Below are 24176 nucleotides of genomic sequence, written 5' to 3'. Positions count from 1 at the left end.
GCCGCTTCCCGTTAGTACAACGAACCGGTATTAATGACCGGACTCGCTGAGCGGTCCGATACAATCGCAACAAGAAGATTGTTAATCATGGCCGCTTTCCTCTCTTCATCCAGGTGGAGACCTTCGGATTCCAAACGGGCGATAGCCATCTGAACCATACCTACAGCGCCATCAACAATAATTTGGCGAGCGGATAAAATGGCAGAAGCTTGCTGGCGTTGAAGCATGCTACTTGCAATTTCAGTGGAATAAGCAAGGTGGGTCAGGCGAGACTCGATGACCTCAACACCTGCAACAGACAGACGCTGCTGCAGTTCAAGGCTGAGCTCAGCGGCAACTTCATCGGCATTGCCCCTGAGTGAGTAGCCGTCGCTTTCAAAGCGATCGTATGGATACTTGCTGGCGACATGACGCAGCGCCGTTTCACTTTGAATTTCAACGAACTTTTCGTAGCTGTCCACATCAAAGAGGGCCTTGTAGGTATCGACTACTTTAAACACAATAACAGCTGCGATCTCGATAGGATTTCCTTCAATATCGTTTACCTTGAGTTTTACGCTGTTAAAATTGCGCACCCGCAATGAAATTTTCTTTCTGCTTGAAAAAGGGACAATCAGCCATAGTCCGCTTTTTCGAATTGTACCTAAGTAGCTGCCGAAGAAAGTGATGACTGAAGCTTCGTTCGGATTAACAGCTGTGATTGTTGAGACGAATATTAGCCCTAGAATAATAAGGATAATACCCGGAAGAATTTGTTCTTGCGTAAGAAGGAAAACGCCAAGCCCACCGCCGATAATAAATAACAATAAACCTAGAAAACCATTCAACGACCAAGCATTCGTTTCTTTCATTCTTGCAACACCCCTTCAAAGTATATCTTTTTGATATTTATATGATATCACTTTTTACTTTTAATGTAAATCAATTTCAAGCAAAGTGCGGCCTATTTTCTAATCTTGACACAAATGTTTGGACGTGCTATAAGTTAATAAATTCAAAGCAGCGAGGTGCTCGTCATGATTAAAGTATCCAATGAACAAGCTTTTCAAGAACAAATCTCGCAGTCCAAGTTGACCATTGCTGTATTCAAAGCAAGTTGGTGCAAAGACTGCCACTATATCGAACCCTTCATGCCTGCAGTCGAAGAAGCTTATGCTGGGCGTATTACGTTCATCGAATTAGACCGTGACGAAGTGCCCGATCTTTGTGAGCAACTGAACATCCTTGGTATACCAAGCTTTATTGCTTTCCGTGAAGGCAAAGAGCTGGTTCGTTTTGTCAGTAAACTTCGCAAAACACGCGAAGAAATTGAAGAGTTTCTGGGCCGTGCAATCGAAGTGTCAGATGCGTTAAAGTCGTAAGCACAAAAATCTCTCTTATGAGTAAAATGGGGCCATTTTGACTTGACCCCATTTTACTAAAGAGAGATTTTTTTAACCCAAGTATATATCTAGGATCGATAGCCATACTCAGGGGTATAGGTATTAGCATTCAACGATTGGTTATTGCGAAATGTTTCAAAAGCTTTATGATTGCGGGTCGAATCAGATTCGACGAGGACAAGGATTTTCCCACCTTTAACGTAATTGTCGTAATCTTTGGCTTCGTTCTCGGGAATACCTAAGCCGATCAAACCACCGACTAGGCCGCCTGCACCAGCGCCAACGGCTGTGCCGGTCAATGTCGCGACAATAGGGCCGGCTGCTATAATAGGGCCTATACCTGGAATGGCAAGTGCACCAATACCCAACAGTAATCCCGTAACGCCACCCAATACACCGCCAGCAGCAGCACCGGTTGCTAGTCCTTCTTCCGCTTTGGTTTCTGTTTCATCCTCGATTTGACTTAAACCCTCATTATTCCTGCCGATAACTGAGATATCATCTGCTCTGTAGCCTTCTGCTTTGAGTTGGTTAATCACGCGAATGGCTTCTTCTTCCGAACTGAATACTCCAATAATGTGCTTACCCATAGATAAAACCTCCTGCAATCGATTTTGGTTGATCAGCAATAATTTGGTGCTCATCCTTTATTTACCCTCGTCCAAAAAGTTGAAACATTGAATGTCTTATGAACTTCGGGGCGGCCTTCCGCGTGGTTTCGGAGCTTTGTAACAATTGCGAATGGATTTGCCAACTTAATAAAGCTATAATTGAAAGCGGAACAACATCATTCGACATGATTAACAGAAGTCACGACATAAAAGTAGGTGCAATCATGCAAAAATTGATTCAAAGATTAGCGAATCTTTCGGCCATTGGCATGTTTCTTATTCTGGCAATGGGTGCCTTAGTTACGAAGGCTGATGCTGGTAGAGGCTGCGGAGATGAGTGGCCGCTATGTCATGGGAAGTTCGTCCCGGCACATACGATTTCATCGTTTATTGAGTACAGCCATCGATTGGTTGTCGGCATTGTGACGTTAATCCTGGTTGCAACATTCATCCTTGTATTTCGTTATGTGAAACGTAGAGATGCCAAATTTTTCATCTCTGCTACGGTATTGATGACATTAATTCAAGCAGCAATGGGAGCTATGGCTGTCGTATGGCCCCAATCTTCACTCGTCTTGGCCTTACATTTCGGATTATCCTTATTGGCCTTTGCATTCTCTTTGCTATTAGCCATTGTTTTTACGCCATGGGGGCAATTCCAGCGTGATACGGCCATTCGCAGCAGTTTTAAAGCCGTTGTATGGATCACGACGATTTACAGCTATGTCGTTGTTTATCTGGGCGCATTCGTTCGTCACACCGTTTCATCAGGCGGATGTTCGGGCTGGCCTTTATGCAATGGAGAAGTAGTCCCTGAACTCAGCGGGGCAACGGGTATTGTTTTTACCCACCGTGTAGCGGCTTTACTGCTTTTTATATGTATTTTGTTTCTTTACTTACAGGCCAAACGTTATTATCAAGGCTCAGACAAGCTGAGGTTTGGCAGCAAATGGGCGCTAATTTTAGTGTCACTTCAAGTCATTAGCGGAGCCGTTGTGACCTGGTCCATGGGGAATGAAGTCGCTTATTTATTTACCGGCATGATTCACGCGGTTATTGTTTCTTGCATGTTTGGATTCTTATGTTATCTATGTGTACTTACGCTATATGACCGCAAAGCTTAATACCTGACGGACGAGCTCCTTGGAAGCACGGCAGGCTACCTTTGCGGTAGAGGAGGCCTTCTGACGCGGAAGGCTATTTCCTTTTTACTTACAATTACTCATCTACAATCTCACAGTCAAAGGTGGAACATACATGGTACCAACGAATTTACGAGCTTTTCTAGACATTTTGCGCCGCGAAAATCAACTGATTGAAATCTCCGCTCCAGTAGACCCAAATTTAGAACTTGCCGAGATTCATCGTAGAGTCATTGATGAGCAAGGCCCAGCCTTGCTGTTCACGAATGTCAAAGGAAGTTCATTCCCTGTCGTCTCCAATCTGTTCGGGACAACAAGACGCGTTGATCTTGCCTTCGGCCCCAAACCGGAGCAATTCATGAAAGCGGTTATTAACGCTACAAGCACGTTAATGCCTCCAACGCCGCAAGCGCTCTGGGGCGAACGTGCCCTCATTAAGGATCTGCTGAAAGTTGGAACGAAAAAGGTTCAGCCGGGCCAAGCGCCGATTCTCGGCGGCTTGAAGCAGGACAACCCACTCGCAGGACTGCCTGTCCTGACGAGCTGGCAAGAAGATGGCGGCCCGTTCGTCACGCTGCCGCTCGTCTACACCGAGCATCCAGACGGCGGTCATCATAACCTCGGCATGTACCGCATGCAGGTTTATGATGACTTCACCACCGGGATGCACTGGCAAATACATAAAGGCGGCGGCTTCCATTACCACGAAGCCGAGAAACGCAACAAGCCGCTGCCCGTCACCGTGTTCCTGGGCGGCCCGCCTGCGCTCATCGCCTCGGCGATTGCGCCAGTGCCCGAGCACCTGCCCGAGCTGATGCTCGCTTCGCTCATCCTCGGCCAGAAGCTCCCCATGGTGGAGAACCCCCATGGGGGGCACCGCCTCGTGGCCGAGGCGGAGTTCGCGATATGCGGTGTCGTTCCGCCGCATACAAGACGTGCCGAAGGGCCGTTCGGCGACCACTTCGGGTATTACTCACTCATCCATGATTTCCCGGTTTTCAACGTGAATCATGTATGGCACCGCAAAGACGCGATCTATCCGGCGACGATCGTCGGCAAACCGCGCCAAGAGGATTACTTCCTTGGCGAATTCCTGCAAAGACTGCTCGAGCCCGCGTTTCCGATGGCGATGCCGGGGGTGAAAGACCTCTGGACGTATGCAGAGACCGGGTTCCACCCGCTCGCAGCTGCTGTCGTCCGAGAGAGCTATAGCCGTGAGGCGCTTGGCACGGCATTCCGCATCCTAGGTGAGGGTCAACTGTCGCTCACCAAGTTCTTGATCGTCACGGACAAGCCGACGGTCTTAGCTAACTTCACAGAGCTGCTTGAAACTGTGCTGGAACGATTTGATCCGGGTCGTGACCTATTTATCTTCAACAAAACATCGCATGATACGCTTGATTATACAGGTGGTCAGCTGAATCACGGCAGCAAAGCAGTCCTTCTCGGTACAGGCGACCCTGTACGTGAGCTGCCAAGAGCCTACACCGCCGGAGAGCTGCCAGAGATCCATGATATCGCCGTTTACTGTGGCGGATGTTTGCTCGTCTCAGGTGCTTCTTATGCGGCGGAGCCGGAGCTGCCACAGCGCCTGCTGGCGAATGCAGCCAGCCGCTTAACCGAATGGCCGCTAGTCATCTTAGTGGATGATGCCAGCGGCATCGCGCACGACCAAACCAAGTTCTTGTGGACCGTGTTCACTCGTTTCAACCCAGCAAGTGACATGTACGCGCAGTCCAGCGTAAATCGTCATCACATCGCTTACGAGGTTCCGATTGTCATTGATGCTCGTATGAAACCGGGATACCCCGATGAGCTGTTCCCGCGGGAAGATATCGTGGAACTTGTGGATCGCCGCTGGAAGGAATATTTCGCATAATGCGGATCGGCTCCGATTCCCTGGTTTTTAACGGGTTGCGCTTCGCGAGTATGATTCCGCTGCTGTGGGTCTATACTTACTTTTATTATCGATCGCTTTCGCTGCTGCCCTTCGTACTTTGGCGTGCTGACGCCGCCTATTATGCGGCTCAGTTCAACAGGTTGGATCCCTGTATCAATGTATGGGTGGTGTTGGGGTTTTGGCAGCTATAACCGAACAAATTTGCTAGGATGAAAAAGGGGTGTGCCCGTGCTGCGAGTATTGTTTAATGAACCGAAACGAATCGATAGCGGACTTCTTCTAGACGCTGGCAACGCGGTGAGAACGTATATTGGGCTGTTGGAATCTAAGAAGCATAGCCATCTAGCTTCAGAATATCCCAAGTACCATAGACGGGCGATCTGGAGCAAGGGGTTTATTGATGCCCTGGATGAGCTGGAACAGAGCAAATATTGCTGTGAGCGTTACGCTGAGCATATCAGTAAGGCTTTCTTGGAAGAAATGAATCCGCAAGAGATCGAGGAATATCATCGATTTGTTTATTTTTATAAAAATGCCTTCATTCGCTTGTTCTCGATCTTGGACAAATTGGGCACGTTTATGAATGATCTATTCGAGCTGAAAACAGAAACGCTTAAGTCTCGTTTCTCATACTTTACCGTACTGCGCCGCATGCACGAAAAGAAAATTCACGGATCGCTGGAGCTCCAGCTTTATAATCTCAAAATGGAATATAAATCGGCATTAGATCGACTGCGCAATCAGCGCAATATGGAGATTCATTATATTAATGCTGAAATGCTGGATGATCTTATGCAAAAAGAACCCATTCCAGGCGAACGAATTCACGTTGAAAATGTGAAATCTAATGTTGTTGATTTGCAGCAGGGATTTGAAATGGTATGCCGAACCTTAACAATAGCATTCTCTTATATTACGGCAAGTATTGCAAAGGGGTAAGGGGACCATGGAATTAAGAGGTCGAACGGTTCTTATTACAGGCAGTGCTAAAGGCTTGGGCAAAATGACCGCGATCACCTTAGCACAGCGGGGTTGCCAGGTAGCTGTCAATTATGTAAATAGTGAAAAGGAAGCCGCTGAGCTCGTCCTTCAATTGGAAGATCTGGGTGTTCGCAGCATTGCCGTACAAGGCGATGTTGCCAAACGCGATGATATTATACGTATGGTGGAGCAAACGGCATCGAAGCTCGGCCCGATAGATATTCTCGTGAATAATGCCGGACCTTTCTTCAGAGAGCGACGCTTTTTCGGTGACTATAACTTCGATGAGATTGAGTATCTGATGCGCGGCAATTTGCTAGGCGTCATGGAGCTTGATCATCTGGTTCTGCCTATGATGCGGGAGAGACGCTGGGGGCGAATCATCCATTTTGGATTCGGCAAGGCGGCTGAAGCTAGGGGCTGGACCCATCGCGCCGTATACGCGGCGGCTAAGGTGGGCTTAGTTTCCTTCACGAAGACATTGGCTGAAGAAGAAGCGAGCCATGGGATCACTGTCAATATGATATGCCCTGGCGATATTCGAGGTAAGAACAAAGAACGGACGATGGAAGAAGCACGTCTTGAGGCTGATGGGGAAACACCGGTAGGAAGACCGGGGACGGGCGAAGATGTGGCTAGAGTCATTGATTTCCTTTGTTTACCTGCATCCGATTTCATTACTGGAAATATTATGGATATATCTGGGGGTCTCGATCCGATCCAGCCATTGCCAGTGCTTAACCAGCGTAAAAACTAGTCCTTATCCTATAAGCAAAAAGAGCTTACCATAGAGGTAAGCTCTTTCTTATGATATAGTCGTAATTAGAATACCTGTACGACTTCTGTTATGCCTTCAACCTCTTCAACCAATGCGCGTTCGATACCAGCTTTCAACGTGATTGTTGAGCTTGGGCAGCTGCCGCAGGCACCCATAAGTTTCAGCTTCACAACACCGTCTTCTACATCAACGAGATCTACGTCACCGCCATCGCGTTGTAGAAAAGGACGGAGTTTATCTAAAACCTCAAGGACTTCATCATAAATTACTTCTTTTGTTTTTTCAGTCATTTGATTCATCTCCTTTCTTCTATTATTATATTACAATAATGTTTAAATGAAAATGGTTGTGGGCTTGAATATCAACATAAGGTGGAATTTATATAATGAGACCAATCATTGAGTTTTGTGCCAGTAATATGCACCATGGAACTGATAAAGTCATGAAAGCTTTAGAACAAAACCCTGACTTCGACGTCATGGAATACGGCTGTCTAGGCAATTGCGGGCAATGCTATATGGAGCCTTATGCGCTAGTGAATGGCGAAATCATTGCAGCTGAAAGCGCCGATGCTCTCCACGAGCGCATTTTAGAACGTATAAAAGAAATAGAAGCGATGTACGAACTACTCGGAGACTAATCTTACCCGAAGTGGCGTTTTGACTTCCACAATACACCGCTTTTGAGAACACGAGCAATTTTACCCGTCATTAATGTACGTTTACCCATGATGCCGAAGCCGGCCTTTTTACCAAGTGAACCCAGTGTACCTCTGAGTTTAATTTTACCAAGTCGAGGCGTATCGCCTTTCCAAATCGACAGCATGGCTTCGGCAATCTGCTTGCCTTGGGCTTGCGCCGCTTGCGCACTTGGAGAGAAAGGCAGGGAAGCGCAATCCCCTACAACGAACACTTCTTGATAATCTGGAATTTGATGATACTCGTTAAGCAGGATACGGCCTTGGCGATCTTTGGGCACATTCAATGCCTCAACGATTGGATTGGGCTGAATGCCTGCTGTCCAGATTGTAGCATCGGTTTTAATAATTTCATCCCCGTTGTACAAATCTCCACCATCTAGTCGTACTAACGACACCCCCGGACGGAGTTCAATATGATGTTCCGTCATCCATTCGCGGACGTACTGCTGCAGATTGCTCGGGAAAGCTGAAAGTAAGCTTGGACCACGATCAATTAATCGAATGTTCAAATCAGCCCGGCTTTCACGGAGCTCAGCTGCCATTTCAACACCGCTTAGACCTCCTCCAATAATGGAGACTTGTCCATATGGCGCAATATCGTTAATGCGCTGGTAAGTGGCACGTGTCTGACAAAGAGTCTGGATGCTGGAAGAGTGCTCTTTAGCACCGACAATACCGTGGTAACTATCCACACACCCGAGACCGATAACTAGCCAGTCGTACGATAGCGGTTCTTGATCTTCAAAAAGAATTTGCTTGTTGTTCAAATCAACACTAGAAACCTCACCGAATGTTAGAAGCAACCGTGGATCGTTCGGATAGGCAACGCGAATATGAGTTTCAGCGATCGTGCCTGAAGCTAGTGCATAATATTCTGTTTTTAATCCTTGAAAAGGGCTTCGGTCAATTAGTACTAATAGTGTATCTTCTGGTAAATCCTTCTCCAGCATGTTTAAGGCTATGGTCAATCCGCCATAACCTCCTCCGAGAATTACAAACTTTTTCATTCCATCCAATATCCCTTCTGAACAATATCTCTTCTCTAGTATGACTAATATACTCTGATTTCATTATAAAAGGTGTCACGTTCAACAGGAACGCGTCCTGCGCCTTTAATAAGATAAACGAGCTCATCACGTGTAAGACCTTCTGGTGACAATGCTCCAGCAGCATGAGAAATCTTCTCTTTTACGATCGTACCATGTGCATCCGAAGCACCGAAAGTAAAGGAAAGCTGGGTCAATTTTGTACCAATGTTGATGAAATAAGCCTTAATATGTGGGAAATTATCCAGCATCAAGCGGCTAATAGCAATTGTTTTCAGCTCATCCCAAGCAGGAACACGCTGCTTCAGGCCTGCGTTTTTGCTTGCTGGTTGAATGGAATTAGGAATAAATACTAAGAAGCCGCCTGTTTCATCTTGAAGCTCACGAAGCAGCATCATGTGGCGAATGCGTTCCTCTTTCGTTTCAATTGAGCCGTACAGCATCGTTGCGTGAGTTTTCATACCAAGCAAATGAGCGTTACGATGAACGTCAATCCATTCCTCCGAGGACGCTTTTTCTACTTTCATTTTAGTCCGGTAGCGCTCAGTCAGAATTTCGGCTCCTCCTCCTGGAAGCGTGGACAAGCCTGCATCCATTAGCGTTTTCAGGACATCGCGGAAGCTGAGACCACTGATACGCGAGAAAAATTCTATTTCAGCTGCTGTATGAGCTTTAATCGTAACGTCAGGGTAAGCTTGCTTCAGTTGGCGAATACAATCCACATAATATTCAAAAGGCAAATGCGGGTTATGCCCTTGACTAATATGAAATTCTTTAATTTCTGGATTAAAATGTTCAGCTACATAATCTAACATTTGACTAGGTGTCAGTGTGTATGAGCCTTCTTCACCTTCGTCGCGGCGGAAATGACAAAAAGCACAATGCTCCTCGCACACATTCGTAAAGTACAAACTCATATTTTGGACAAAATAAACCTTGTTTCCGTTCATTCGCGTATTCACTTTGTTCGCTAATTGACCTATGGTTAGCAAATCGTCTGATTCATACAAAAATAGCCCATCTTCCATAGATAGACGTTGATTGTTCTCAACCTTTTCAGCAATTTCGGCCATCCGTTTGACCGGGTCTGTCGTCACAACACTCATCATTATTCCTCCTCTGAATAGTAAATAAAGCCCATACTGAATCGACGCATTCAGCTAGATAAGGACCAAATGCGTTAAGCGGTGTGAGACGCTCGCGTACCTGTTCATCCAGTTCGGTTCAGGAATTCACACCTAATATAGGGATCTTTGGGCGTAGCTCAAAGTCTCTCTGCTATACTTTGTTTCATCTATAACGTGCAATCCATCCATCCCATTATAAACCTACGTGTTGGGAGGGGCAATATCATTTAGATGGAGATAAATTGACAATATACAAAAAAGGACATGATTTTTCCTACTATATTAGGAAATGTTATTCCCAATATTAACAAATTCCTGTATACTATTGCAATGTGATTACGTAGGGCTAAAGGTGATTATATCGTGATACAAGTATTCGTGACCGAACTACAGGAACGATTAAATATAGAAATAGAACAGCTACGAGGCCAAATGGTTTCCTTAGGTACGGCGTACGGCTTCCTTCATCCAGAAGTGCAGCAATGCAGTCGAGAGCTCGATCAATTGCTGTTGCAATATTACGCAATAGGACATAACCGTAAAGTTTATGGCTGAATTGGCTAGGAATGACTGCGCAGCTGCCCTTGAGCAATGCTTCATATAGGAGTATACTTGTTAGTAAGCATTACGAAAACTTAGTATAATGCCAGTTTTCCATAAGGAGAACTTTAGGGAGGGATTTCCGTTATGATTAACATTAGTGAATCAGCGTCAGATAAGATTAAAGAGCTTCTATCTTCTGAAGAATCACCGAACCTGTTCTTGCGTCTAGGTGTCAAAGCTGGAGGCTGCAGCGGTTTCTCTTACGGCATGGGCTTCGATGATGAGCAGAAGGATGACGATAAAGTATTCACCATTCATGGCCTCAAGGTCGTTGTGGACGAAGATAGCTCCAAGTATTTATACGGTGTTGAAATTGACTACACGGACGCAGGCATGGGCGGCGGGTTCTCCATCAATAACCCGAACGCAGTAGCTTCCTGTGGTTGCGGCTCTTCCTTCAAAGTGAAGGACGAAGAGGGCTTAGTTGAGAAATGCGACGATAAAGTCGAGGCTTAATGCGGGTTTAGTTATTTGATGGGTGTTCGTAAAGGGTTAGGGATTATGAATTGTGGAACCCTAAAAGTGACCATTTTGGATTGTTAATTGAAGCCTTCTGAACTTGTGTGTGACGCAAAACACACCATTTCAGGAGGTTTTTTTATTATGTTAAAAAACGTGAGCGTAGAAACGAAAAATTCATTTCTGAAGTTTCATTTAAGTCACAATCCAAGCGGGTGTGCTTTTTTTATGCCTTTACGTTAATTGATGGGGTTCAATCATCATTCATCAATCTTTCGTTTAAACATATACCACAGAAGTTCTTTTGGCATCTCCTTACCTTGCAAACTTTCCTTTTTTATGACTATCCATTTATTATCGTTCTTCTTCAACAACGAATAAACAAAGTTAGTACCGTCAGTTTTTTTAAACAAAATGTATGCTTTTTCGTCTTTCACAAATGTGAATGGGGCTACGAAGTTTTTATATGGTGGTTTTATGTCCTTGTTCAATTCATTATTAATTTCCTCATTTACACTATATAGTGATTTTAAATCATCTCTCTGTTCAGTTAGATACTGCAACTGTCTATACTCATACTTTTTGTAAGAAGATAAATCTAAATTGAAAGTTCTAAAAATATCCTCAAGGAGTTCCTGTTTAAATTTGTCTATTTTCATTTCCCATTCATCACCTTGGTGTTCATAGCTAATTACCTTCACTCCAAAGGGGCTTACGCTCATAGTCATAGTTTCATTTCCAAAGGGTGAGGAATGTGCATGTTCAAATGTTCGTACTTGTAATTTTACTGTGAAAGAATAACCACCTTGCTGTTCCCTTTTTATATTCAATATTTTTGTCCAAAATAACGCAGACTGTTTTGGATAGCCATAGTATTGGGTTATGGCTTTATCAATGTATGGTGAAAGCGAGGTTATTAAAGTATCGTGCATAAGTCTTTCTTGCGTTTCTTGTGTTTCTTGTGATGTTGTTTGTGGTGGTTCAGAATGGACTGCGTAATTAAATGTCGTTGTAGCTATAGTCAATGACAATATGAACATAACAAAGGGTTTTCTCATTTAATCACCTCATGGTTATGCTCCCCAGGAAAGGTGAAAACATGAACAAATAGTATCATCATTCGATGGTGCTTTTTCTTATGGTCTATGAATGTGTAGGAAGACTGGGGAGGTGTGTGCCATCTACTAATCGACTAATACTTCAATAATTTGACCCCCTTACCATATTGGATTAGATTTGGTTTTATAAGAAAAGTTTTGTATTTTCAACTTAGTAAAGACAAACCTTCAGGTGATACAATATACATAAAAAGGAGTTCCTGCAGTTGGTGAGAGGAGTGAATCCTATAAGTGAATTGGAATTTTAATATTTCAATCATTTCTACAATTGTTGTCGTTTTCGTTTTAATGCTGTTCTACAGAAATAGGGAAGAGGACGAAGGATATTTAGGGTTGAAATTAGTCGGATATTACATTTTAGGTACATTCAATTTAAAAGTTGGTATTTTAATTCCTATTGGATTTATTATTTGGCTGCTGTTGTTTTACCCGAAGACGAACCGAACGATTAAGAGGTATTCGGCTATATTTGGATTACTTATGATGTTGATTGGGAATTGGATTCATTAGCTCCCCGAGTGCAGGATTGTTGCACTTGCGGGAGCCTTTTTTACATTATTTGCAAAAAATGAAAAACTAGCGGAACCCTTTTAAGTATTGAGAGAATAGAATAGATTGAAAGGTTTAGTTTACTAGAGAAATAAGAAGAAGGTGTGTTCATGGCAACTAGACAGGAATTTATTGAGATGATTGCACCTATTGCAATGAAGCTGCGCATAGAGAACTCACCGATCTATCCTTCAGTAAGAATCGCGCAAGCCATTCAGGAGACAGGGGGCAATTGGAACACTTGGAACAATCTAGTGGGTTACAAGGTTGGTAATGGGGTGTTGACGCCCTTTTGGCAGGGGGATCGCGTTTCAACAACAACATGGGAAGTTATTGAAGGTATAAGCTATGATAACGTACCAGGAGATTTTCGTGCATATTCTACGATTGAGGCAGGGTTTCGTGATCAGGATTTACTTTTTGGAGCCCCTCGTTATGCGAGTGTCAGATCGGCGAGAAGTCCTGGTGAGCAAGCGAAAGCATTGCAAAGCAGTGGATATGCAACGGATCCCTCTTATGCAAGTAAGCTAAATATGATTATTCAAACCTATGGTTTAACTCACTATGATGAGGAGGTCGCTCGTATGTTGGAGAAACTGCAGGAACAGATCGTAGAATTACAAAATAGAGTTAGTTCCCTAGAGGAGCAAGCGGCAATGGAGGTCGTACCCCAATGGGCAAAAGCTGCTCTAGACGCTGCGGTCCAAGCCTCATTAATCGATATTCCGGAGAAAGGGAGCTATGATTTCTATCGATTGTTAACGGTTCTGCATCGCAAAGGGATCATCTAATGGCATGTAAGGAAAAAGGCCGCTAGTGTATAACGGGTTATTAATCCCTAATACACCATGCGGCCTTTAATTTTAACATTATCACCATACTTGGCTTTCATAAGCTTACTTTGCTCTAGCATAAATGCGTAAATTTCTTTCAAACGGTTCTTGCGAGGTTTAATCGTTTCTTTAATTTCACCATTTAGTACAATATCGTAGACGATCATGTCTTTCGCTCCTTTGTTTTGTCTTTCTACTATCATTGTAGGCTATGAATATTAAGTGACGATTAAAATTTCTTTTCAATTGTGTGAACAAGCTTAAAGATTTGTTAAGTGTGAGTAAAATATTCCCGATATTTCGATCAATTTTTTTTATCGGCTGACGGACAGTTTAGCGTGTGCATAACTTTATACACAGTATCCCCTATCCATACAGCGCGTTTATGGGACATATTAACAATCTACCCACAGGATATACACAGGTATCTGTGGATAACGGAACGCTTGTTCTAATTTTGCCCCCATGATAATATAATTACAAATTATAGAATAAAGGTGATTTCAGTGAGACAAATTAGTGACGAAACGTTGATCGACTCTTATTACAAAGCATTGGATTTGAGATTGGAATCAGATTTTGTTGACCTGTTGCTCGCAGAAATACAGAGACGTAATTTAAAACTGCACGTCTTCATCAAGGATGAGACCCCGCTTAACTAGACGTTATTTATGAAGTTATCTGGATGGTAAAATTCGTGTGGCAGTTGGCGCAGTTTACCAGATGAAGACATTGATTATTCTGCGAGCCTAGTGTTCCATCTGACATGGAGATATCATCAATCTCTCGATAGGGAGAGTAGGGACCTAGATAGTCACTCCATTTTCCGCAATCATTCATCTGTTGTAAACAAACAGGACACTCGGCATTCAGCTCCTGTAGGCCGTTGCAAACCGGACATATATATGACAAAGGGGTATTCCTCCTAATCCGTAGATTAGGTTTAGAATACCCCATTTTATTTAAGAAGATTAAAATTTTAAGTTACTGCTGTGTCCTGGTGAAAGCTTTGCATTAGGGTCGATATAGACTTTAGCGTTATTAATCGCAGTCGGTGCTTCACCAAAGCCAACAGCAATTAGTTTCAATTTCCCCGGATAAGTTGTGATATCCCCGGCAGCGAAGATGCCTGGAATGTTTGTTTCCATTCTGGAGTCAACAACGATGGAGCCGTTTTCAATCTCAAGGCCCCACTCGGAGATTGGTCCAAGGGAAGAAACGAAGCCGAAGTTAATGATAACAGCGTCTACTTCATGTACAGTTTCTTCGCCCGATTTAATATCTTTCAGCGTTACTTGCTCGATGCGGTCACTACCGTGAAGTTTAGTGATTTCTGTTGGAGTTACAACGTTTACTTTGGAATTCATCAAGTTTTCTACACTGTGCTCATGTGCACGGAACTTATCTCTACGGTGGATAAGTGTGACTTTCTCCGCGATAGGCTCAAGCATTAAAGCCCAGTCAACTGCTGAATCGCCGCCACCGCTGATTAATACTTTTTGGCCAGCGAAAGCATTCAAATCGCTAACGAAATAATGCAGGTTTTTCTTCTCGAATTGCGCGGCTTCCGGTAACTCAAGACGACGAGGCTCGAATGCGCCAACCCCACCCGAAATAATAACGGCGCGGCTGTAGTGTGTGCCTTTGTCGGTCGTTATTTCGAAGAGACGCTCTTCTTTTTTGATCACTTGGTGAACTTTCTCTTCCAAGCAAGTGTTAATCTGAAAGTGTTTCATTTGGGCTAACAAGTTGTCCACTAATTCTTGTGCGGTTACTTTGGGAAAGCCAGCGACATCATAAATGTATTTCTCAGGATATAAAGCTGCAAGCTGACCACCAAGCTGCGGCATACTTTCGATAATTTTAACTGATGCTTGGCGCATACCCGCATAGAATGATGCAAACATTCCAGCTGGGCCTCCACCAATTACAATGATATCTACGATATCTTGATTTGTTTCTCTCTCGTTCATTCTTAGACTCCTCCGATTCGGTTCTTTTGATGTGGTAAATATTTATGTATTGCCATAATCATTATTTCATTATAAACGTCTCTTCTATTGAAGGAAACAGGAAAGTGCGATTTCTTTATATAATTCGCTTATATATATGATAAATAATGCTTACACAGGATGGTAAGGCTAGAAGGGCTTGTACGCCTTATTTTAAAGCAAAATAGCACTTGATATTTACTTATGAAAATTATATTATATCATGAGAATCGGTTTACGCATGTTGTGACTAATTTCATCCTGTTTCATCATAATTCGCTGCGTCTGAGTGCAAACTAGAGGCAGTATACTACTTTTGAAGCTGTTTGTGTAATTTTTCACAAGATAGAGAAACCATAGGACTATAAATACGGATATGGAAGTGAGAGAGAAATGAGTAGAATACCAAGGATCGTTATTTTAGGAGCAGGCTATGGCGGAATCCTTTCCGCAATTCGTTTGCAAAAAGAACTAAATTACAATGAAGCCGATGTAACACTGGTAAACAAACATGACTATCATTACATTACTACCCATCTTCACATGCCTGCTGCAGGAACGGATAATCCTGAAAATGCACGCGTGAACATTTTGAAATTGATTGATGAATTTAAAGTTGATTTCGTGAAATCCACAGTTACTCAAATCCGTCCGCATGAGAAAAAGGTTATTCTCGAAGACGGTACGCTTTCCTATGACTACCTGGTTATTGGTCTTGGCGGCGAAGCTGAAACTTTCGGTATTCCTGGGCTTAAAGAAAACGCACTGAACATTCGCAGTATCAATAGCGTTCGTTTCATTCGTGAACATATTGAGTATCAATTCGCGAAGTACAAGCGTGAGCCAGATCGCAAAGATTACCTGACATTCGTTATTGGCGGAGCAGGGTTTACTGGAATCGAGTTCATTGGCGAACTTGCTGACCGTATTCCACAGCTTTGCAAAGAGTTCGACGTAGATCCTTCCCTTGTGAAGATTTATAATATTGAAGCAGCTCCAACGGCGCTGCCAGGATTCGATCCTGAGCTTGTTGAGTATGCGATGAAAGTTTTGACTGACAAAGGCATTACTTTCAAAATCGGTACAGCCATTAAAGAATGTACACCTGAAGGTGTTCTGATCGCTGGCGATGAGTTCATCAAAGCTGCTACAGTCGTTTGGACAGGCGGTATCCGCGGTAACCATATGCTAGATGAAGCTGGCTTCGAAACGATGCGCGGCAGAATTAAGGTCGATGAGCACCTTCGTGCGCCTGGATTCGATAACATCTATGTCGTTGGTGACTGTTCCATCGTGATGAACGATGAAGGAAGACCATACCCTCCAACAGCTCAAATCGCTATGCAGCAAGGTGAAGCTGTTGCGCATAACTTGATTGCTTCCATTCGCGGTTCGCAAATGAAAACTTTCAAATACTCCAACAAAGGTACAGTTGCTTCCTTAGGTAAAGGCCAAGCTATCGGTATCGTTGGTTCCCGTAAGCTCAAAGGTAACGTTGCAGCCATGATGAAAAAAGTGGTTGATATGAGATACCTCTACATTATTGGCGGAATTCCACTTGTTATACGTAAAGGACGTTTCTAGTCATCATTAGGTAACGGGGGGATCGCCATGCGGCACTGCAGTGTCCAAGTAAGAGGACTTCTTACCCGGGATGAACTGGATCGTTACAATGCCCTGATCGAGGTCGGTCACTTTCTAGAGACTGAGAAACGTTATGATCATGTAGCTGTTGTGCAAAAGGAAATTGATATCCTCATTCTACCAGCGATTGAACGCTTGAAGGAAAAAGGTCGCCAGCGTGACCGTGATACGGAAGCGTATCTAGCTCGTAAAGCACAGATGGAAGCTGAGTTAGAGGCTGCTCTGCGTGACGATGAGGATGAGGAATAATTCATGATAAGAAAGCTTCGCTCTTCATTGAGCAGGCTTTCTTTTTTTGCTTCATTCATCTTCAAGGGCTGATTACCCTTTTCCCAAAATGTGCACAATGTTGATTGTACAGTCATGCAAAAAAAGAGTGAGGGACACGGAGTCCTTCACTCTTGAGTTATATCTTAAATTTGAATTAATTTAGCAAATTTATCAGGAGTCAGCAGGTTGCCGACATAGAAGTCGCCGAACTCACCGAAACGTGCGCTCACTTCGTCGAAACGCATTTCATAAACGAGCTTCTTGAAATGAAGTGGATCATCGGAAAACAGGGTTACGCCCCACTCCCAATCATCTAGTCCTACGGAACCAGTAATGATTTGTTTCACTTTACCCGCGTATGTGCGTCCAATCATGCCATGGCTGCGCATCATTGTTTTGCGATCTTCCGCAGGGAGCATGTACCAGTTGTCATTGCCATCGCGACGCTTATTCATCGGATAGAAGCAGATGTGCTTCGATTTAGGCAGGATAGGCTTCAAGCGGGCTTGAATTTCCGGATCTTCTGAAGGATCCACGCCTGGCTTAGCAAGATAACTGCTTAACTCTACTATGGATACGTAGGAATAGACCGGGATTGTAAAAGCAGCGAAGCTGGATTTATTAAACGTATTTTCTAATTCATTCAGTTCTTCTAGCGTTTCGCGCATTTGCATGAATACAAAGTCGGCTTTCTGACCAACGATGCTATAAACGGCAGTACTGCCTAGTTTATCGTTCTCGAATTGCTGCCACTGAGACAGAAATGTATTCAGCTCGTCCGTTGCGTGCTTACGCTCCTGCGGGGTTGCAGCATGCCATGCATTCCAGTCAATCAGACGGAAATCATGGAGAGCATACCAGCCTTCCAGTGTTTGTACGGCTTCACTCATTGGTTTTCCTCCATTCAAGGGCTAATATCCCCTACATTGTATCCAATTCATGGGGAAAGGGCAAATGAACAAAGGGTGAAGAGGGAAATGTTCAATTTGTGTACACTTTACCTGTGACATTTCGTGGATTACAATTATAAGGAAGTCAGATTGATGAACGGGCTTCTTACATTGCTAAGGGGGAACTTACATTGTTACAAATGGTCATAGCCACTGTCTTAATGATAGTGTTATTTTTTGGGATTGGGTTTATTTTGAATATGCTAATGAAAACAACATGGTTTCCACTGTATGCTTTTATTGCTTTGGTTATCGGTGTTGTTATTTATGGTTCAATCGGAGAGGCGTCTTTTCTTTCCAGTGGAGACAGCTTTACAATTGTTGATATTGTTCCGGCTATCGGTGGTTTGGTTGGCGCTATTTTAAGCGGATCGGCCATTAAAGCGCTGCGGATTAGAGGCTTCAAAATGTTTTAAGGTTCTCATAGAAATAGGCAGAACTGGTCATGATAAGGTTAAGTTACCTAAATTGACCTTTCGGAGGAGACTATTGTGCCTTTGGCTCATGTGAACGGAACCAAATTAAATTATGAGATTACGGGGACTGGCACCCCGATTGTCTTTATTCATCCACCTTTATTGACCTTACAAACTTTTGCTTATCAAAGAGAGCAGCTTTCCGACCATTTTCAAGTCATTACTTTTGATATTAGGGGGCACGGCGCGAGCAAGTCGTCAGAACGTACACTTAGTTATGCGCTTATTGTTGAAGATGTAAGACAGTTGCTAGATTTCCTGGGTATTGAAAAAGTGTTCCTGTGCGGTTATTCGACAGGTGGCTCGTTAGTGCTGGAAGCGCTCCTCACATATCCGAAACGTTTCCTTGGGGGAATCGTAGTTAGCGGGATGTCGGAATTAACTGATCCTTATAACAAAGGCAGGGTTTGGCTCGCAGTACAGATGGCCGGTTCTGGTCTCTTTATGAATGTGTTGAAAAAGGCGATCACCTTTGGGAATGCGGATAATGCTTCTACTTATCATGAACTGTACCAAAGTTCCGTGAGTGATGATGCCAAAAATGTGAAGCCATATTTTGAACAGTCCATGATTTACAATTGTACCCGTCGTCTCCGGGGCATCCAACTTCCGATCCTATTGATTTTTGGTCAAAAGGACCGCGCATTTCATAGGTATGCGAACATACTCCATGAAGAGCTGCCGCATAGCTCACTTTATTTCATCAAGGATGCTAAACATCAAATTCCACTTAAAAACCCTTCAAAGATGAATGACTTGATCCGCCTTTGGGTGGACAGTCTGGAAGATAATCAGACACAGCGTGTGCTGCTGGACTTAGCGATTGCAAAAAAGCTGAATCCGGCCATGTATGGCGAGGATATCCAGGAAAGTCAGCTGCCGCTTCATTAACCAAGCTGATAGGTTGAAGATCTTGTTGATTAAACTCAACAGGTTCTTTTTTTGTATTAAAATGTCTGAACGCTTTCATAGTCTCTTTTGCAATCATATTCCCAACTGTTCAAAGATTGTGCAATGCTTACAAAAACAAGTCGGAGCGTCTGTCTAACAGCTAAGTTGTCGGAATTTTGTCATCCGAAAGGTTGGTTTTTTCATATTAGGTAATATTATCTTTCTCTCGTAGATACCAAGCATGTCGATTTTTGTGGTAGACTAATAGAGAGAAACCGAGATGCTTACATAGCTGCAATCGGTTGAGGCAGGATGGTGCTGTAACGGAATGAGAATGACGAATATGCTGCATTTCACCGAGAACCACAGGTTTTGTGTAAACCGTGAGTTTTCTTTGAGCAGTCTGGATTATAAAATGCTAGCCATTATGTATCAGCCTATGATCGGCGGATTGGCTATAAGTCTCTATCAAGCACTCTATCTGCAGATGAGTGCAGAAAAAGTCGGATATTCGCCTCTGGAACAGCAGCGAAAGCTGTTCCTGCTGCTCGAGCTTGAGCAGGGGGAGCGAGGACGCAAATATTTAATTGAGCAATCTTCGAAGCTAGAAGCCATAGGGCTCCTGCAGACAACTCGCAAGTTTCTGCCGGGCGAAGAAGACTATGTCTTCGTATACACCTTGTTTCCTCCGCTTGGCCCCAATGAGTTTTTCCGCAATCAGCATTTGACGCTGCTGCTCCGCGATAAGGTCGGTAAGTTCATGCTCCTTTCCCTTCGGGAAGAGCTGCTCTCGCCGGAGCCGGAAGAGTGCCGTGACGCGAGTGAAGAGAACCTGTCTGTTCCGTTCTATGATTTATTCCGCCTCAATACCCAGGTGGTTGACTACGAACTGGAGCAAGCCCTGTATGAGGCCTCGGCCAGTAAACAGGGAGACGCTCGGATGGACGTGACCACCAAAGGCTTCCAGTATGCGGATATTATTATGAGGTTCCCGCGAGGTGCGAGTAATCGTGTTTTCGTTGAGGCTCTCAAGCATAAACCGGATCAGATGGCTGCGATTAATATTGTGGCGAAGAAGTACAACCTTTCGCTTCAGGAAACATGCCGTTTGTTGGATGAGGATGGCGCATTCACCGAAGAGGGCGAGCTGCAGATGGATCTTATGCAGTATAATGCGAATCTGTTCTACAGACAGAGCAAGAAGCGGGATGAGGAACGAGAGCGCACGTTGTCCAGATCGGAAGAGAAGTCTCAAGGCGAAGCGAATGAGGATATGCTAGACACGTCTGGAGACAAGTCAGTTGAGATGGCTTATTACCTAGAAGTGCCGCAGCAGCTGCGCGGCGAATGTACAGATCATCAATACAATTACATTATGCGAAATGAGCCGTACACGGCAGTTCTGAAAATGTTCTTTACTCAGGGCTCCATCCCGGACGGTGTACTTAATATTTTTGAGAAGATTGATTTGAATTATAGATTGAAAGAGGAAGTCATTAATGTCTTGATCCACTTCCTACATATCGACCGCCGCTCGTGGGCTAAGTCTTCGATTGAAGCGGTCGCATCGGATATGCTGGGCAAGCAAATTGTTACTTACGAACAAGCGGTGGAATATGTGCGTGAGAAAATCAGCTACAAACAAAAGGCCGCGTCCAAGGTGGAGGCCGCTAAAGCTGGCGGTGGCTCTGTAACGAGAGGCCGGCAAGGCAAGACGCAGAAGCCTCACATTCCAATTGTTGTGCCGGATGCCGGCACAGCAGCGGCTTCAAGGCTGACAGATGAAGAGCTGGAAGCCGCGAGAAGGATGGCGCAGAAGCTGGACGAGCGCTTTAATCGGAAGAGCTGAGGGTTAGAGCCGAAGGTACAAACGTACAAGAGAATTATAAGGAGGTGCAGGAAGCATGGATTCCCTGTCTCACTTACTCAAATCAATGCCGCAATCCGAATGGAGACGGAAGGCAGAAGCGAAAATTAAAGTTGTCATGGACGACGTTTTAGTTCACAAATTTCGCCAAAAGTATCCGTTTGTCGATGACTATACCATTAAGATTAATATGAACAAGCTTTATCAATATGTGTCAGAGTACAAAAACTGTTCCAACTGTCCAGGTTTAGATAACTGTCCGAATGATATGACGGGGCATTATACGATGTTAACAGCCGACTCCGTCAATGAAAAGCCGTTTGTTCATGAGGAAAAGGTGGCTTGCAAGAAGTTCAATGCGAAGCAGCTGCAGGATGCCATAAGCAGCCGAATCCGCACCTTTCACGTGGATCCGCGGATGATTTCCCGGAGCTATTCGTTTGGAGATATCCTTGAAACGGATCTGGATCGGGCGAAAGCCGTTATGCAAATTAACGACTACGTCAGCCTGACGATGGAAGAGGGGCTTCAGACTAGAGGGCTCTACTTGTCCGGATCATTTGGAACGGGGAAGACGTTCCTGATGGGCTACATGCTGCATCAGCTGGCCAAAGTCGGTATGACAGGGGCAATTGTTTATATGCCGGATTTTGCCGAGGACTTGAAGGGGATGTTCCAGGAGCCCTACAAGCTGAAGGAAACGATTGATCTTCTGAAGGAAACAGATCTATTAGTTTTCGATGATATTGGCGCGGAGAATTTGAATCCGTGGCTGCGAGATCATGTGATTGGCGCTATCGTGAATCACCGGATGAATCGTAAGCCGACCTTTTTCACGTCCAATTATGCGCTCTCTGATTTGGAGAAGCATTTCAGCTTCACGAACAAAGATGGTGACGAGGAGTACAAGGGACAGCGGATTATGGACCGTATTCGTCCTTTTGTCGATGTTGTTGTGGTAACAGGTACGAACAAGCGTGGGAAATAAAAAAAGCTGTACAGATGCTTTCATCTGTACAGCTTTTTTGACTACATAAGTAAATATAAGTTCTTCCTAATAACAAACGGGATGAAAAAACCGCTTCACACTGAGTGCAAAGCGGCTCTCTTAGAGGCTTGGACATTCCTATTTCATAACTTGAATCACGGTTGCAATGGCTGCAATTACAAACAAAAAGCCAAAGAAAGCGCCAAAGCCAATACCTACATCCATGAAATCATTACGCGGTTCTTCGTACACGTGAAGCTCAGGGTGTTTAGGATCGCTCATGTGGTTACCCCCTACGTCCGACATTCGTATGTTTAAGCTTAGTATACCCAAATTCGTCGAAAGTTGTAAAGCTTATCAAAGTGACAATTATGCAAACAATAACAGATAGCAGCGGAAAGTATTAAATAAGACTTGACTCTAACACTAGTGTCATGGTTTACAATAAAATCATCCTTACTTGATCAAGGAAAAGGAAAAAGGTGAAGGCCATGCGGATTAGTGAGTTATCCAAGCTTACCGGAGCCAGTATTCGTTCTTTACGGTATTATGAGGCGAAGGGGCTAATCGCGACGCAGCGTGAAGAAAACGGATATCGGGTATTCAACCAGATGGCTGTTGAGCGCGTGAAGACCATTCAGTTTTATTTGAGCTTAGGCTTTACGACCGAACAGATTGAAAGCTTTCTCAACTGCGTCATGAAAAATCAGGAGTCGATGTGCGATGATTTGCTGCCACTCTACACAGAGAAGCTCGAAGAAATCGAACAACAGATGAAGATGTTGCAGTTGCTGCAAGCCAATTTGAAGGATCGTATCGCTTATATCGAGCAGCAAAGACTCCAGGGGCTGCCTGTAGGGTTACCTGCTAAGTAGATCCAACTTCAACCATTTTGCTAACTTATGGCTTGGTTGAAATGACCCACTGGTGTGGTATACTTTACATGTTGACGTTCATCGGTAGCTAGGTACTACTTGATGTTATAAATCAAATCCATTCTTAGAAGGAGGAACTATCATGTCAATCGTGAATGTTTCTGATAACAGCTTTAAAACCGAAGTTGAAGGAGAAGGTACAGTACTTGTAGACTTCTGGGCACCTTGGTGCGGACCTTGTAAAATGATCGCTCCCGTTTTGGAAGAGCTTGATAAAGAAATTGAGTCCTTGAAAATTGCAAAAGTAAACGTGGATGACAATCCAGAGTCTGCTGCTCGCTTTGGCGTTATGAGTATCCCAACTCTTATCGTGTTCAAAGATGGACAGCCAGTTGATAAAGTAGTTGGCTTCCAATCCAAAGAAGCGTTGAAAAATGTTGTTTCTCGTCATCAATAATTTGTTACAAACTAGAAACAATTGTTCGTGAGAAAAAGCTCTTTTTCTGCTATGCTGAAAAGGAGCTTTTTTTTGTTTTCCGAAAATAGCGGAGCGTTTATAATTAGGGACGATTGCGACGATTATGTTGTACGAAATACAACAATTGTTCGAGCAGATGGGCAAATATGGACGAATGTTGTATTTTGTACAGGTCTGTTGATTATCCATAAAATGGCAGGGAAAAAGGCCGCTCATTCGGTAAACTGTTTGTACCCCTACAAACATCCGAAAGAAGGCGACCTCATGAAAAAGTCTACTATGTTCTCGAATATTCTGCAAACAATTATACCGAAAGAAGAAGTGCTTCCTCTCATCAAAGAAGCCGGATACGTTGACACTGGGCGGAAATTCAAAGTTTATGATCTCTTTCTTTTTTTGTCCCAAGCTGCTCTTGGGCAATGGGACGGCTACCGTGATGGAGAAAAACGCATGCCTTCCTCTGGGATGGCAAAAGCTGATCACTCCACGATTTCAAAAAAAGCGAAAGATGTCCCAT

29 protein-coding genes and 1 pseudogene are annotated in these 24176 nt (G+C 44.0%); 20 read left to right on the top strand and 10 right to left on the bottom strand.

Annotated elements, in window-relative coordinates; all coding sequences use genetic code 11:
• Positions 1-11: 11 nt before the first annotated feature.
• Positions 12-851: an SPFH domain-containing protein gene (locus G519_RS0111410; RefSeq protein WP_029194789.1), complete on the bottom strand. Its 840-nt coding sequence runs from the start codon at positions 849-851 to the stop codon at positions 12-14.
• Positions 852-1016: 165 nt separating this feature from the next.
• On the opposite strand from G519_RS0111410, the gene G519_RS0111405 reads away from it, so the two are divergent.
• The gene (locus G519_RS0111405) at positions 1017-1361 is read left to right on the top strand and encodes a thioredoxin family protein (protein WP_029194788.1); all 345 of its coding nucleotides are present in this window, start codon (positions 1017-1019) and stop codon (positions 1359-1361) included.
• 89 nt (positions 1362-1450) lie between these two features.
• Here G519_RS0111405 and G519_RS0111400 read toward each other — a convergent pair whose 3' ends face one another.
• Entirely contained in the window at positions 1451-1972 is a 522-nt protein-coding gene (locus G519_RS0111400; protein WP_029194787.1) for a general stress protein, read from the bottom strand.
• A gap of 245 nt (positions 1973-2217) precedes the next feature.
• On the opposite strand from G519_RS0111400, the gene G519_RS0111395 reads away from it, so the two are divergent.
• The 4 genes from G519_RS0111395 (at position 2218) to G519_RS0111375 (ending at position 6773) form a co-directional block, all read left to right on the top strand.
• Positions 2218-3117 (top strand): COX15/CtaA family protein, encoded by a 900-nt coding sequence (locus G519_RS0111395; protein ID WP_029194786.1) that lies wholly within the window; start codon positions 2218-2220, stop codon positions 3115-3117.
• Positions 3118-3250: 133 nt separating this feature from the next.
• Positions 3251-5014, top strand: a complete 1764-nt coding sequence (locus tag G519_RS0111390) for a UbiD family decarboxylase (protein ID WP_029194785.1) — start codon at positions 3251-3253, stop codon at positions 5012-5014.
• 249 nt (positions 5015-5263) lie between these two features.
• Positions 5264-5974: a Cthe_2314 family HEPN domain-containing protein gene (locus G519_RS0111380; RefSeq protein ID WP_029194783.1), complete on the top strand. Its 711-nt coding sequence runs from the start codon at positions 5264-5266 to the stop codon at positions 5972-5974.
• Between the two features lie 7 nt (positions 5975-5981).
• Complete coding sequence (locus tag G519_RS0111375) at positions 5982-6773, top strand: SDR family oxidoreductase (RefSeq protein WP_029194782.1); 792 nt, start codon at positions 5982-5984, stop codon at positions 6771-6773.
• A gap of 65 nt (positions 6774-6838) precedes the next feature.
• On the opposite strand, the gene G519_RS0111370 is transcribed toward G519_RS0111375, so the two are convergent.
• A complete protein-coding gene (locus G519_RS0111370; RefSeq protein WP_029194781.1) occupies positions 6839-7084 on the bottom strand; it encodes a NifU family protein in 246 nt (81 codons plus the stop codon).
• A gap of 95 nt (positions 7085-7179) precedes the next feature.
• On the opposite strand from G519_RS0111370, the gene G519_RS0111365 reads away from it, so the two are divergent.
• The gene (locus tag G519_RS0111365; RefSeq protein ID WP_029194780.1) at positions 7180-7434 is read left to right on the top strand and encodes a YuzB family protein; all 255 of its coding nucleotides are present in this window, start codon (positions 7180-7182) and stop codon (positions 7432-7434) included.
• Between the two features lie 2 nt (positions 7435-7436).
• Here G519_RS0111365 and G519_RS0111360 read toward each other — a convergent pair whose 3' ends face one another.
• Together G519_RS0111360 and mqnE are read right to left on the bottom strand one after the other, a co-directional pair.
• A complete protein-coding gene (locus G519_RS0111360) occupies positions 7437-8501 on the bottom strand; it encodes an NAD(P)/FAD-dependent oxidoreductase (RefSeq protein WP_029194779.1) in 1065 nt (354 codons plus the stop codon).
• A gap of 44 nt (positions 8502-8545) precedes the next feature.
• On the bottom strand, positions 8546-9649 hold the full coding sequence (gene mqnE / locus G519_RS0111355; RefSeq protein WP_036632701.1) for an aminofutalosine synthase MqnE: 1104 nt from the start codon (positions 9647-9649) through the stop codon (positions 8546-8548).
• Between the two features lie 381 nt (positions 9650-10030).
• Here mqnE and G519_RS50125 point away from each other — a divergent pair, with 381 nt between their 5' ends.
• Together G519_RS50125 and erpA are read left to right on the top strand one after the other, a co-directional pair.
• The gene (locus G519_RS50125) at positions 10031-10222 is read left to right on the top strand and encodes an aspartyl-phosphate phosphatase Spo0E family protein (RefSeq protein ID WP_036632699.1); all 192 of its coding nucleotides are present in this window, start codon (positions 10031-10033) and stop codon (positions 10220-10222) included.
• A 132-nt stretch (positions 10223-10354) separates the two neighbouring features.
• The gene (gene erpA, locus G519_RS0111345; RefSeq protein ID WP_029194777.1) at positions 10355-10726 is read left to right on the top strand and encodes an iron-sulfur cluster insertion protein ErpA; all 372 of its coding nucleotides are present in this window, start codon (positions 10355-10357) and stop codon (positions 10724-10726) included.
• Positions 10727-10989: 263 nt separating this feature from the next.
• Here erpA and G519_RS42710 read toward each other — a convergent pair whose 3' ends face one another.
• Positions 10990-11787 (bottom strand): DUF3888 domain-containing protein, encoded by a 798-nt coding sequence (locus G519_RS42710; protein WP_051253332.1) that lies wholly within the window; start codon positions 11785-11787, stop codon positions 10990-10992.
• A gap of 291 nt (positions 11788-12078) precedes the next feature.
• Here G519_RS42710 and G519_RS0111330 point away from each other — a divergent pair, with 291 nt between their 5' ends.
• Together G519_RS0111330 and G519_RS0111325 are read left to right on the top strand one after the other, a co-directional pair.
• A complete protein-coding gene (locus G519_RS0111330) occupies positions 12079-12357 on the top strand; it encodes a hypothetical protein (RefSeq protein WP_029194776.1) in 279 nt (92 codons plus the stop codon).
• 149 nt (positions 12358-12506) lie between these two features.
• Entirely contained in the window at positions 12507-13187 is a 681-nt protein-coding gene (locus G519_RS0111325; protein WP_036632696.1) for a glycoside hydrolase family 73 protein, read from the top strand.
• A 47-nt stretch (positions 13188-13234) separates the two neighbouring features.
• On the opposite strand, the gene G519_RS0111320 is transcribed toward G519_RS0111325, so the two are convergent.
• Positions 13235-13396 carry a hypothetical protein gene (locus G519_RS0111320; protein ID WP_029194774.1) on the bottom strand — a complete coding sequence of 54 codons (162 nt, stop codon included), beginning with the start codon at positions 13394-13396 and terminating at the stop codon, positions 13235-13237.
• 330 nt (positions 13397-13726) lie between these two features.
• On the opposite strand from G519_RS0111320, the gene sda reads away from it, so the two are divergent.
• Positions 13727-13891: a sporulation histidine kinase inhibitor Sda gene (sda, locus tag G519_RS48900; RefSeq protein ID WP_409372009.1), complete on the top strand. Its 165-nt coding sequence runs from the start codon at positions 13727-13729 to the stop codon at positions 13889-13891.
• 309 nt (positions 13892-14200) lie between these two features.
• On the opposite strand, the gene G519_RS0111315 is transcribed toward sda, so the two are convergent.
• On the bottom strand, positions 14201-15202 hold the full coding sequence (locus G519_RS0111315; protein WP_029194773.1) for an NAD(P)/FAD-dependent oxidoreductase: 1002 nt from the start codon (positions 15200-15202) through the stop codon (positions 14201-14203).
• A gap of 411 nt (positions 15203-15613) precedes the next feature.
• Here G519_RS0111315 and G519_RS0111310 point away from each other — a divergent pair, with 411 nt between their 5' ends.
• Together G519_RS0111310 and G519_RS0111305 are read left to right on the top strand one after the other, a co-directional pair.
• Entirely contained in the window at positions 15614-16804 is a 1191-nt protein-coding gene (locus G519_RS0111310; RefSeq protein ID WP_029194772.1) for an NAD(P)/FAD-dependent oxidoreductase, read from the top strand.
• Positions 16805-16831: 27 nt separating this feature from the next.
• A complete protein-coding gene (locus G519_RS0111305; protein WP_029194771.1) occupies positions 16832-17113 on the top strand; it encodes a hypothetical protein in 282 nt (93 codons plus the stop codon).
• Positions 17114-17277: 164 nt separating this feature from the next.
• On the opposite strand, the gene hemQ is transcribed toward G519_RS0111305, so the two are convergent.
• Complete coding sequence (hemQ, locus tag G519_RS0111300) at positions 17278-18024, bottom strand: hydrogen peroxide-dependent heme synthase (protein WP_029194770.1); 747 nt, start codon at positions 18022-18024, stop codon at positions 17278-17280.
• A 191-nt stretch (positions 18025-18215) separates the two neighbouring features.
• On the opposite strand from hemQ, the gene G519_RS0111295 reads away from it, so the two are divergent.
• The 4 genes from G519_RS0111295 to dnaI all read left to right on the top strand — a co-directional run bounded on the left by G519_RS0111295 (position 18216) and on the right by dnaI (position 22306).
• A complete protein-coding gene (locus tag G519_RS0111295) occupies positions 18216-18500 on the top strand; it encodes a YuiB family protein (RefSeq protein ID WP_029194769.1) in 285 nt (94 codons plus the stop codon).
• 75 nt (positions 18501-18575) lie between these two features.
• On the top strand, positions 18576-19451 hold the full coding sequence (locus G519_RS42705; protein ID WP_064743432.1) for an alpha/beta fold hydrolase: 876 nt from the start codon (positions 18576-18578) through the stop codon (positions 19449-19451).
• A gap of 328 nt (positions 19452-19779) precedes the next feature.
• Positions 19780-21300: a replication initiation and membrane attachment family protein gene (locus G519_RS0111285; RefSeq protein WP_029194768.1), complete on the top strand. Its 1521-nt coding sequence runs from the start codon at positions 19780-19782 to the stop codon at positions 21298-21300.
• A gap of 55 nt (positions 21301-21355) precedes the next feature.
• A complete protein-coding gene (gene dnaI, locus G519_RS0111280) occupies positions 21356-22306 on the top strand; it encodes a primosomal protein DnaI (RefSeq protein WP_029194767.1) in 951 nt (316 codons plus the stop codon).
• Positions 22307-22444: 138 nt separating this feature from the next.
• Here dnaI and G519_RS48895 read toward each other — a convergent pair whose 3' ends face one another.
• Entirely contained in the window at positions 22445-22588 is a 144-nt protein-coding gene (locus G519_RS48895) for a YqzM family protein (RefSeq protein WP_084160126.1), read from the bottom strand.
• 209 nt (positions 22589-22797) lie between these two features.
• Between G519_RS48895 and G519_RS0111270 the strand changes: the two genes are divergently transcribed.
• From G519_RS0111270 to G519_RS42700, 3 genes and pseudogenes are all read left to right on the top strand, one after another.
• Positions 22798-23181, top strand: coding sequence for a MerR family transcriptional regulator (locus tag G519_RS0111270; protein WP_029194766.1), 384 nt, complete (start codon positions 22798-22800; stop codon positions 23179-23181).
• A 142-nt stretch (positions 23182-23323) separates the two neighbouring features.
• Positions 23324-23638 carry a thioredoxin gene (gene trxA, locus G519_RS0111265; protein ID WP_029194765.1) on the top strand — a complete coding sequence of 105 codons (315 nt, stop codon included), beginning with the start codon at positions 23324-23326 and terminating at the stop codon, positions 23636-23638.
• 72 nt (positions 23639-23710) lie between these two features.
• A pseudogene (locus tag G519_RS42700) lies at positions 23711-24176 on the top strand (hypothetical protein); the annotation flags it as partial.

This window comes from Paenibacillus alginolyticus DSM 5050 = NBRC 15375 (genome assembly GCF_000422905.1).
In the GTDB taxonomy this organism is placed as follows: Bacteria; Bacillota; Bacilli; order Paenibacillales; family NBRC-103111; genus Paenibacillus_E; species Paenibacillus_E alginolyticus.
The sequence above is the reverse complement of the archived record's forward strand: the minus strand, read 5'-3'. Positions and strand labels throughout refer to the sequence as shown.

What these genes read in the sequence shown, in the direction of transcription:
- trxA (WP_029194765.1), top strand. Translation starts at nt 23,324, where the DNA reads ATGTCAATCGTGAATGTTTCTGATAACAGCTTTAAAACCGAAGTTGAA.
- G519_RS48895 (WP_084160126.1), bottom strand. Translation starts at nt 22,588, where the DNA reads ATGAGCGATCCTAAACACCCTGAGCTTCACGTGTACGAAGAACCGCGT.
- dnaI (WP_029194767.1), top strand. Translation starts at nt 21,356, where the DNA reads ATGGATTCCCTGTCTCACTTACTCAAATCAATGCCGCAATCCGAATGG.
- G519_RS0111400 (WP_029194787.1), bottom strand. Translation starts at nt 1,972, where the DNA reads ATGGGTAAGCACATTATTGGAGTATTCAGTTCGGAAGAAGAAGCCATT.
- G519_RS0111320 (WP_029194774.1), bottom strand. Translation starts at nt 13,396, where the DNA reads ATGATCGTCTACGATATTGTACTAAATGGTGAAATTAAAGAAACGATT.
- G519_RS0111305 (WP_029194771.1), top strand. Translation starts at nt 16,832, where the DNA reads ATGCGGCACTGCAGTGTCCAAGTAAGAGGACTTCTTACCCGGGATGAA.
- G519_RS0111360 (WP_029194779.1), bottom strand. Translation starts at nt 8,501, where the DNA reads ATGAAAAAGTTTGTAATTCTCGGAGGAGGTTATGGCGGATTGACCATA.
- G519_RS0111390 (WP_029194785.1), top strand. Translation starts at nt 3,251, where the DNA reads ATGGTACCAACGAATTTACGAGCTTTTCTAGACATTTTGCGCCGCGAA.
- G519_RS0111310 (WP_029194772.1), top strand. Translation starts at nt 15,614, where the DNA reads ATGAGTAGAATACCAAGGATCGTTATTTTAGGAGCAGGCTATGGCGGA.
- G519_RS0111270 (WP_029194766.1), top strand. Translation starts at nt 22,798, where the DNA reads ATGCGGATTAGTGAGTTATCCAAGCTTACCGGAGCCAGTATTCGTTCT.
- erpA (WP_029194777.1), top strand. Translation starts at nt 10,355, where the DNA reads ATGATTAACATTAGTGAATCAGCGTCAGATAAGATTAAAGAGCTTCTA.
- G519_RS0111315 (WP_029194773.1), bottom strand. Translation starts at nt 15,202, where the DNA reads ATGAACGAGAGAGAAACAAATCAAGATATCGTAGATATCATTGTAATT.
- G519_RS0111405 (WP_029194788.1), top strand. Translation starts at nt 1,017, where the DNA reads ATGATTAAAGTATCCAATGAACAAGCTTTTCAAGAACAAATCTCGCAG.
- mqnE (WP_036632701.1), bottom strand. Translation starts at nt 9,649, where the DNA reads ATGATGAGTGTTGTGACGACAGACCCGGTCAAACGGATGGCCGAAATT.
- G519_RS0111285 (WP_029194768.1), top strand. Translation starts at nt 19,780, where the DNA reads ATGAGAATGACGAATATGCTGCATTTCACCGAGAACCACAGGTTTTGT.
- G519_RS0111410 (WP_029194789.1), bottom strand. Translation starts at nt 851, where the DNA reads ATGAAAGAAACGAATGCTTGGTCGTTGAATGGTTTTCTAGGTTTATTG.
- G519_RS0111370 (WP_029194781.1), bottom strand. Translation starts at nt 7,084, where the DNA reads ATGACTGAAAAAACAAAAGAAGTAATTTATGATGAAGTCCTTGAGGTT.
- G519_RS42710 (WP_051253332.1), bottom strand. Translation starts at nt 11,787, where the DNA reads ATGAGAAAACCCTTTGTTATGTTCATATTGTCATTGACTATAGCTACA.
- G519_RS0111365 (WP_029194780.1), top strand. Translation starts at nt 7,180, where the DNA reads ATGAGACCAATCATTGAGTTTTGTGCCAGTAATATGCACCATGGAACT.
- hemQ (WP_029194770.1), bottom strand. Translation starts at nt 18,024, where the DNA reads ATGAGTGAAGCCGTACAAACACTGGAAGGCTGGTATGCTCTCCATGAT.
- G519_RS0111325 (WP_036632696.1), top strand. Translation starts at nt 12,507, where the DNA reads ATGGCAACTAGACAGGAATTTATTGAGATGATTGCACCTATTGCAATG.
- G519_RS0111395 (WP_029194786.1), top strand. Translation starts at nt 2,218, where the DNA reads ATGCAAAAATTGATTCAAAGATTAGCGAATCTTTCGGCCATTGGCATG.
- G519_RS0111375 (WP_029194782.1), top strand. Translation starts at nt 5,982, where the DNA reads ATGGAATTAAGAGGTCGAACGGTTCTTATTACAGGCAGTGCTAAAGGC.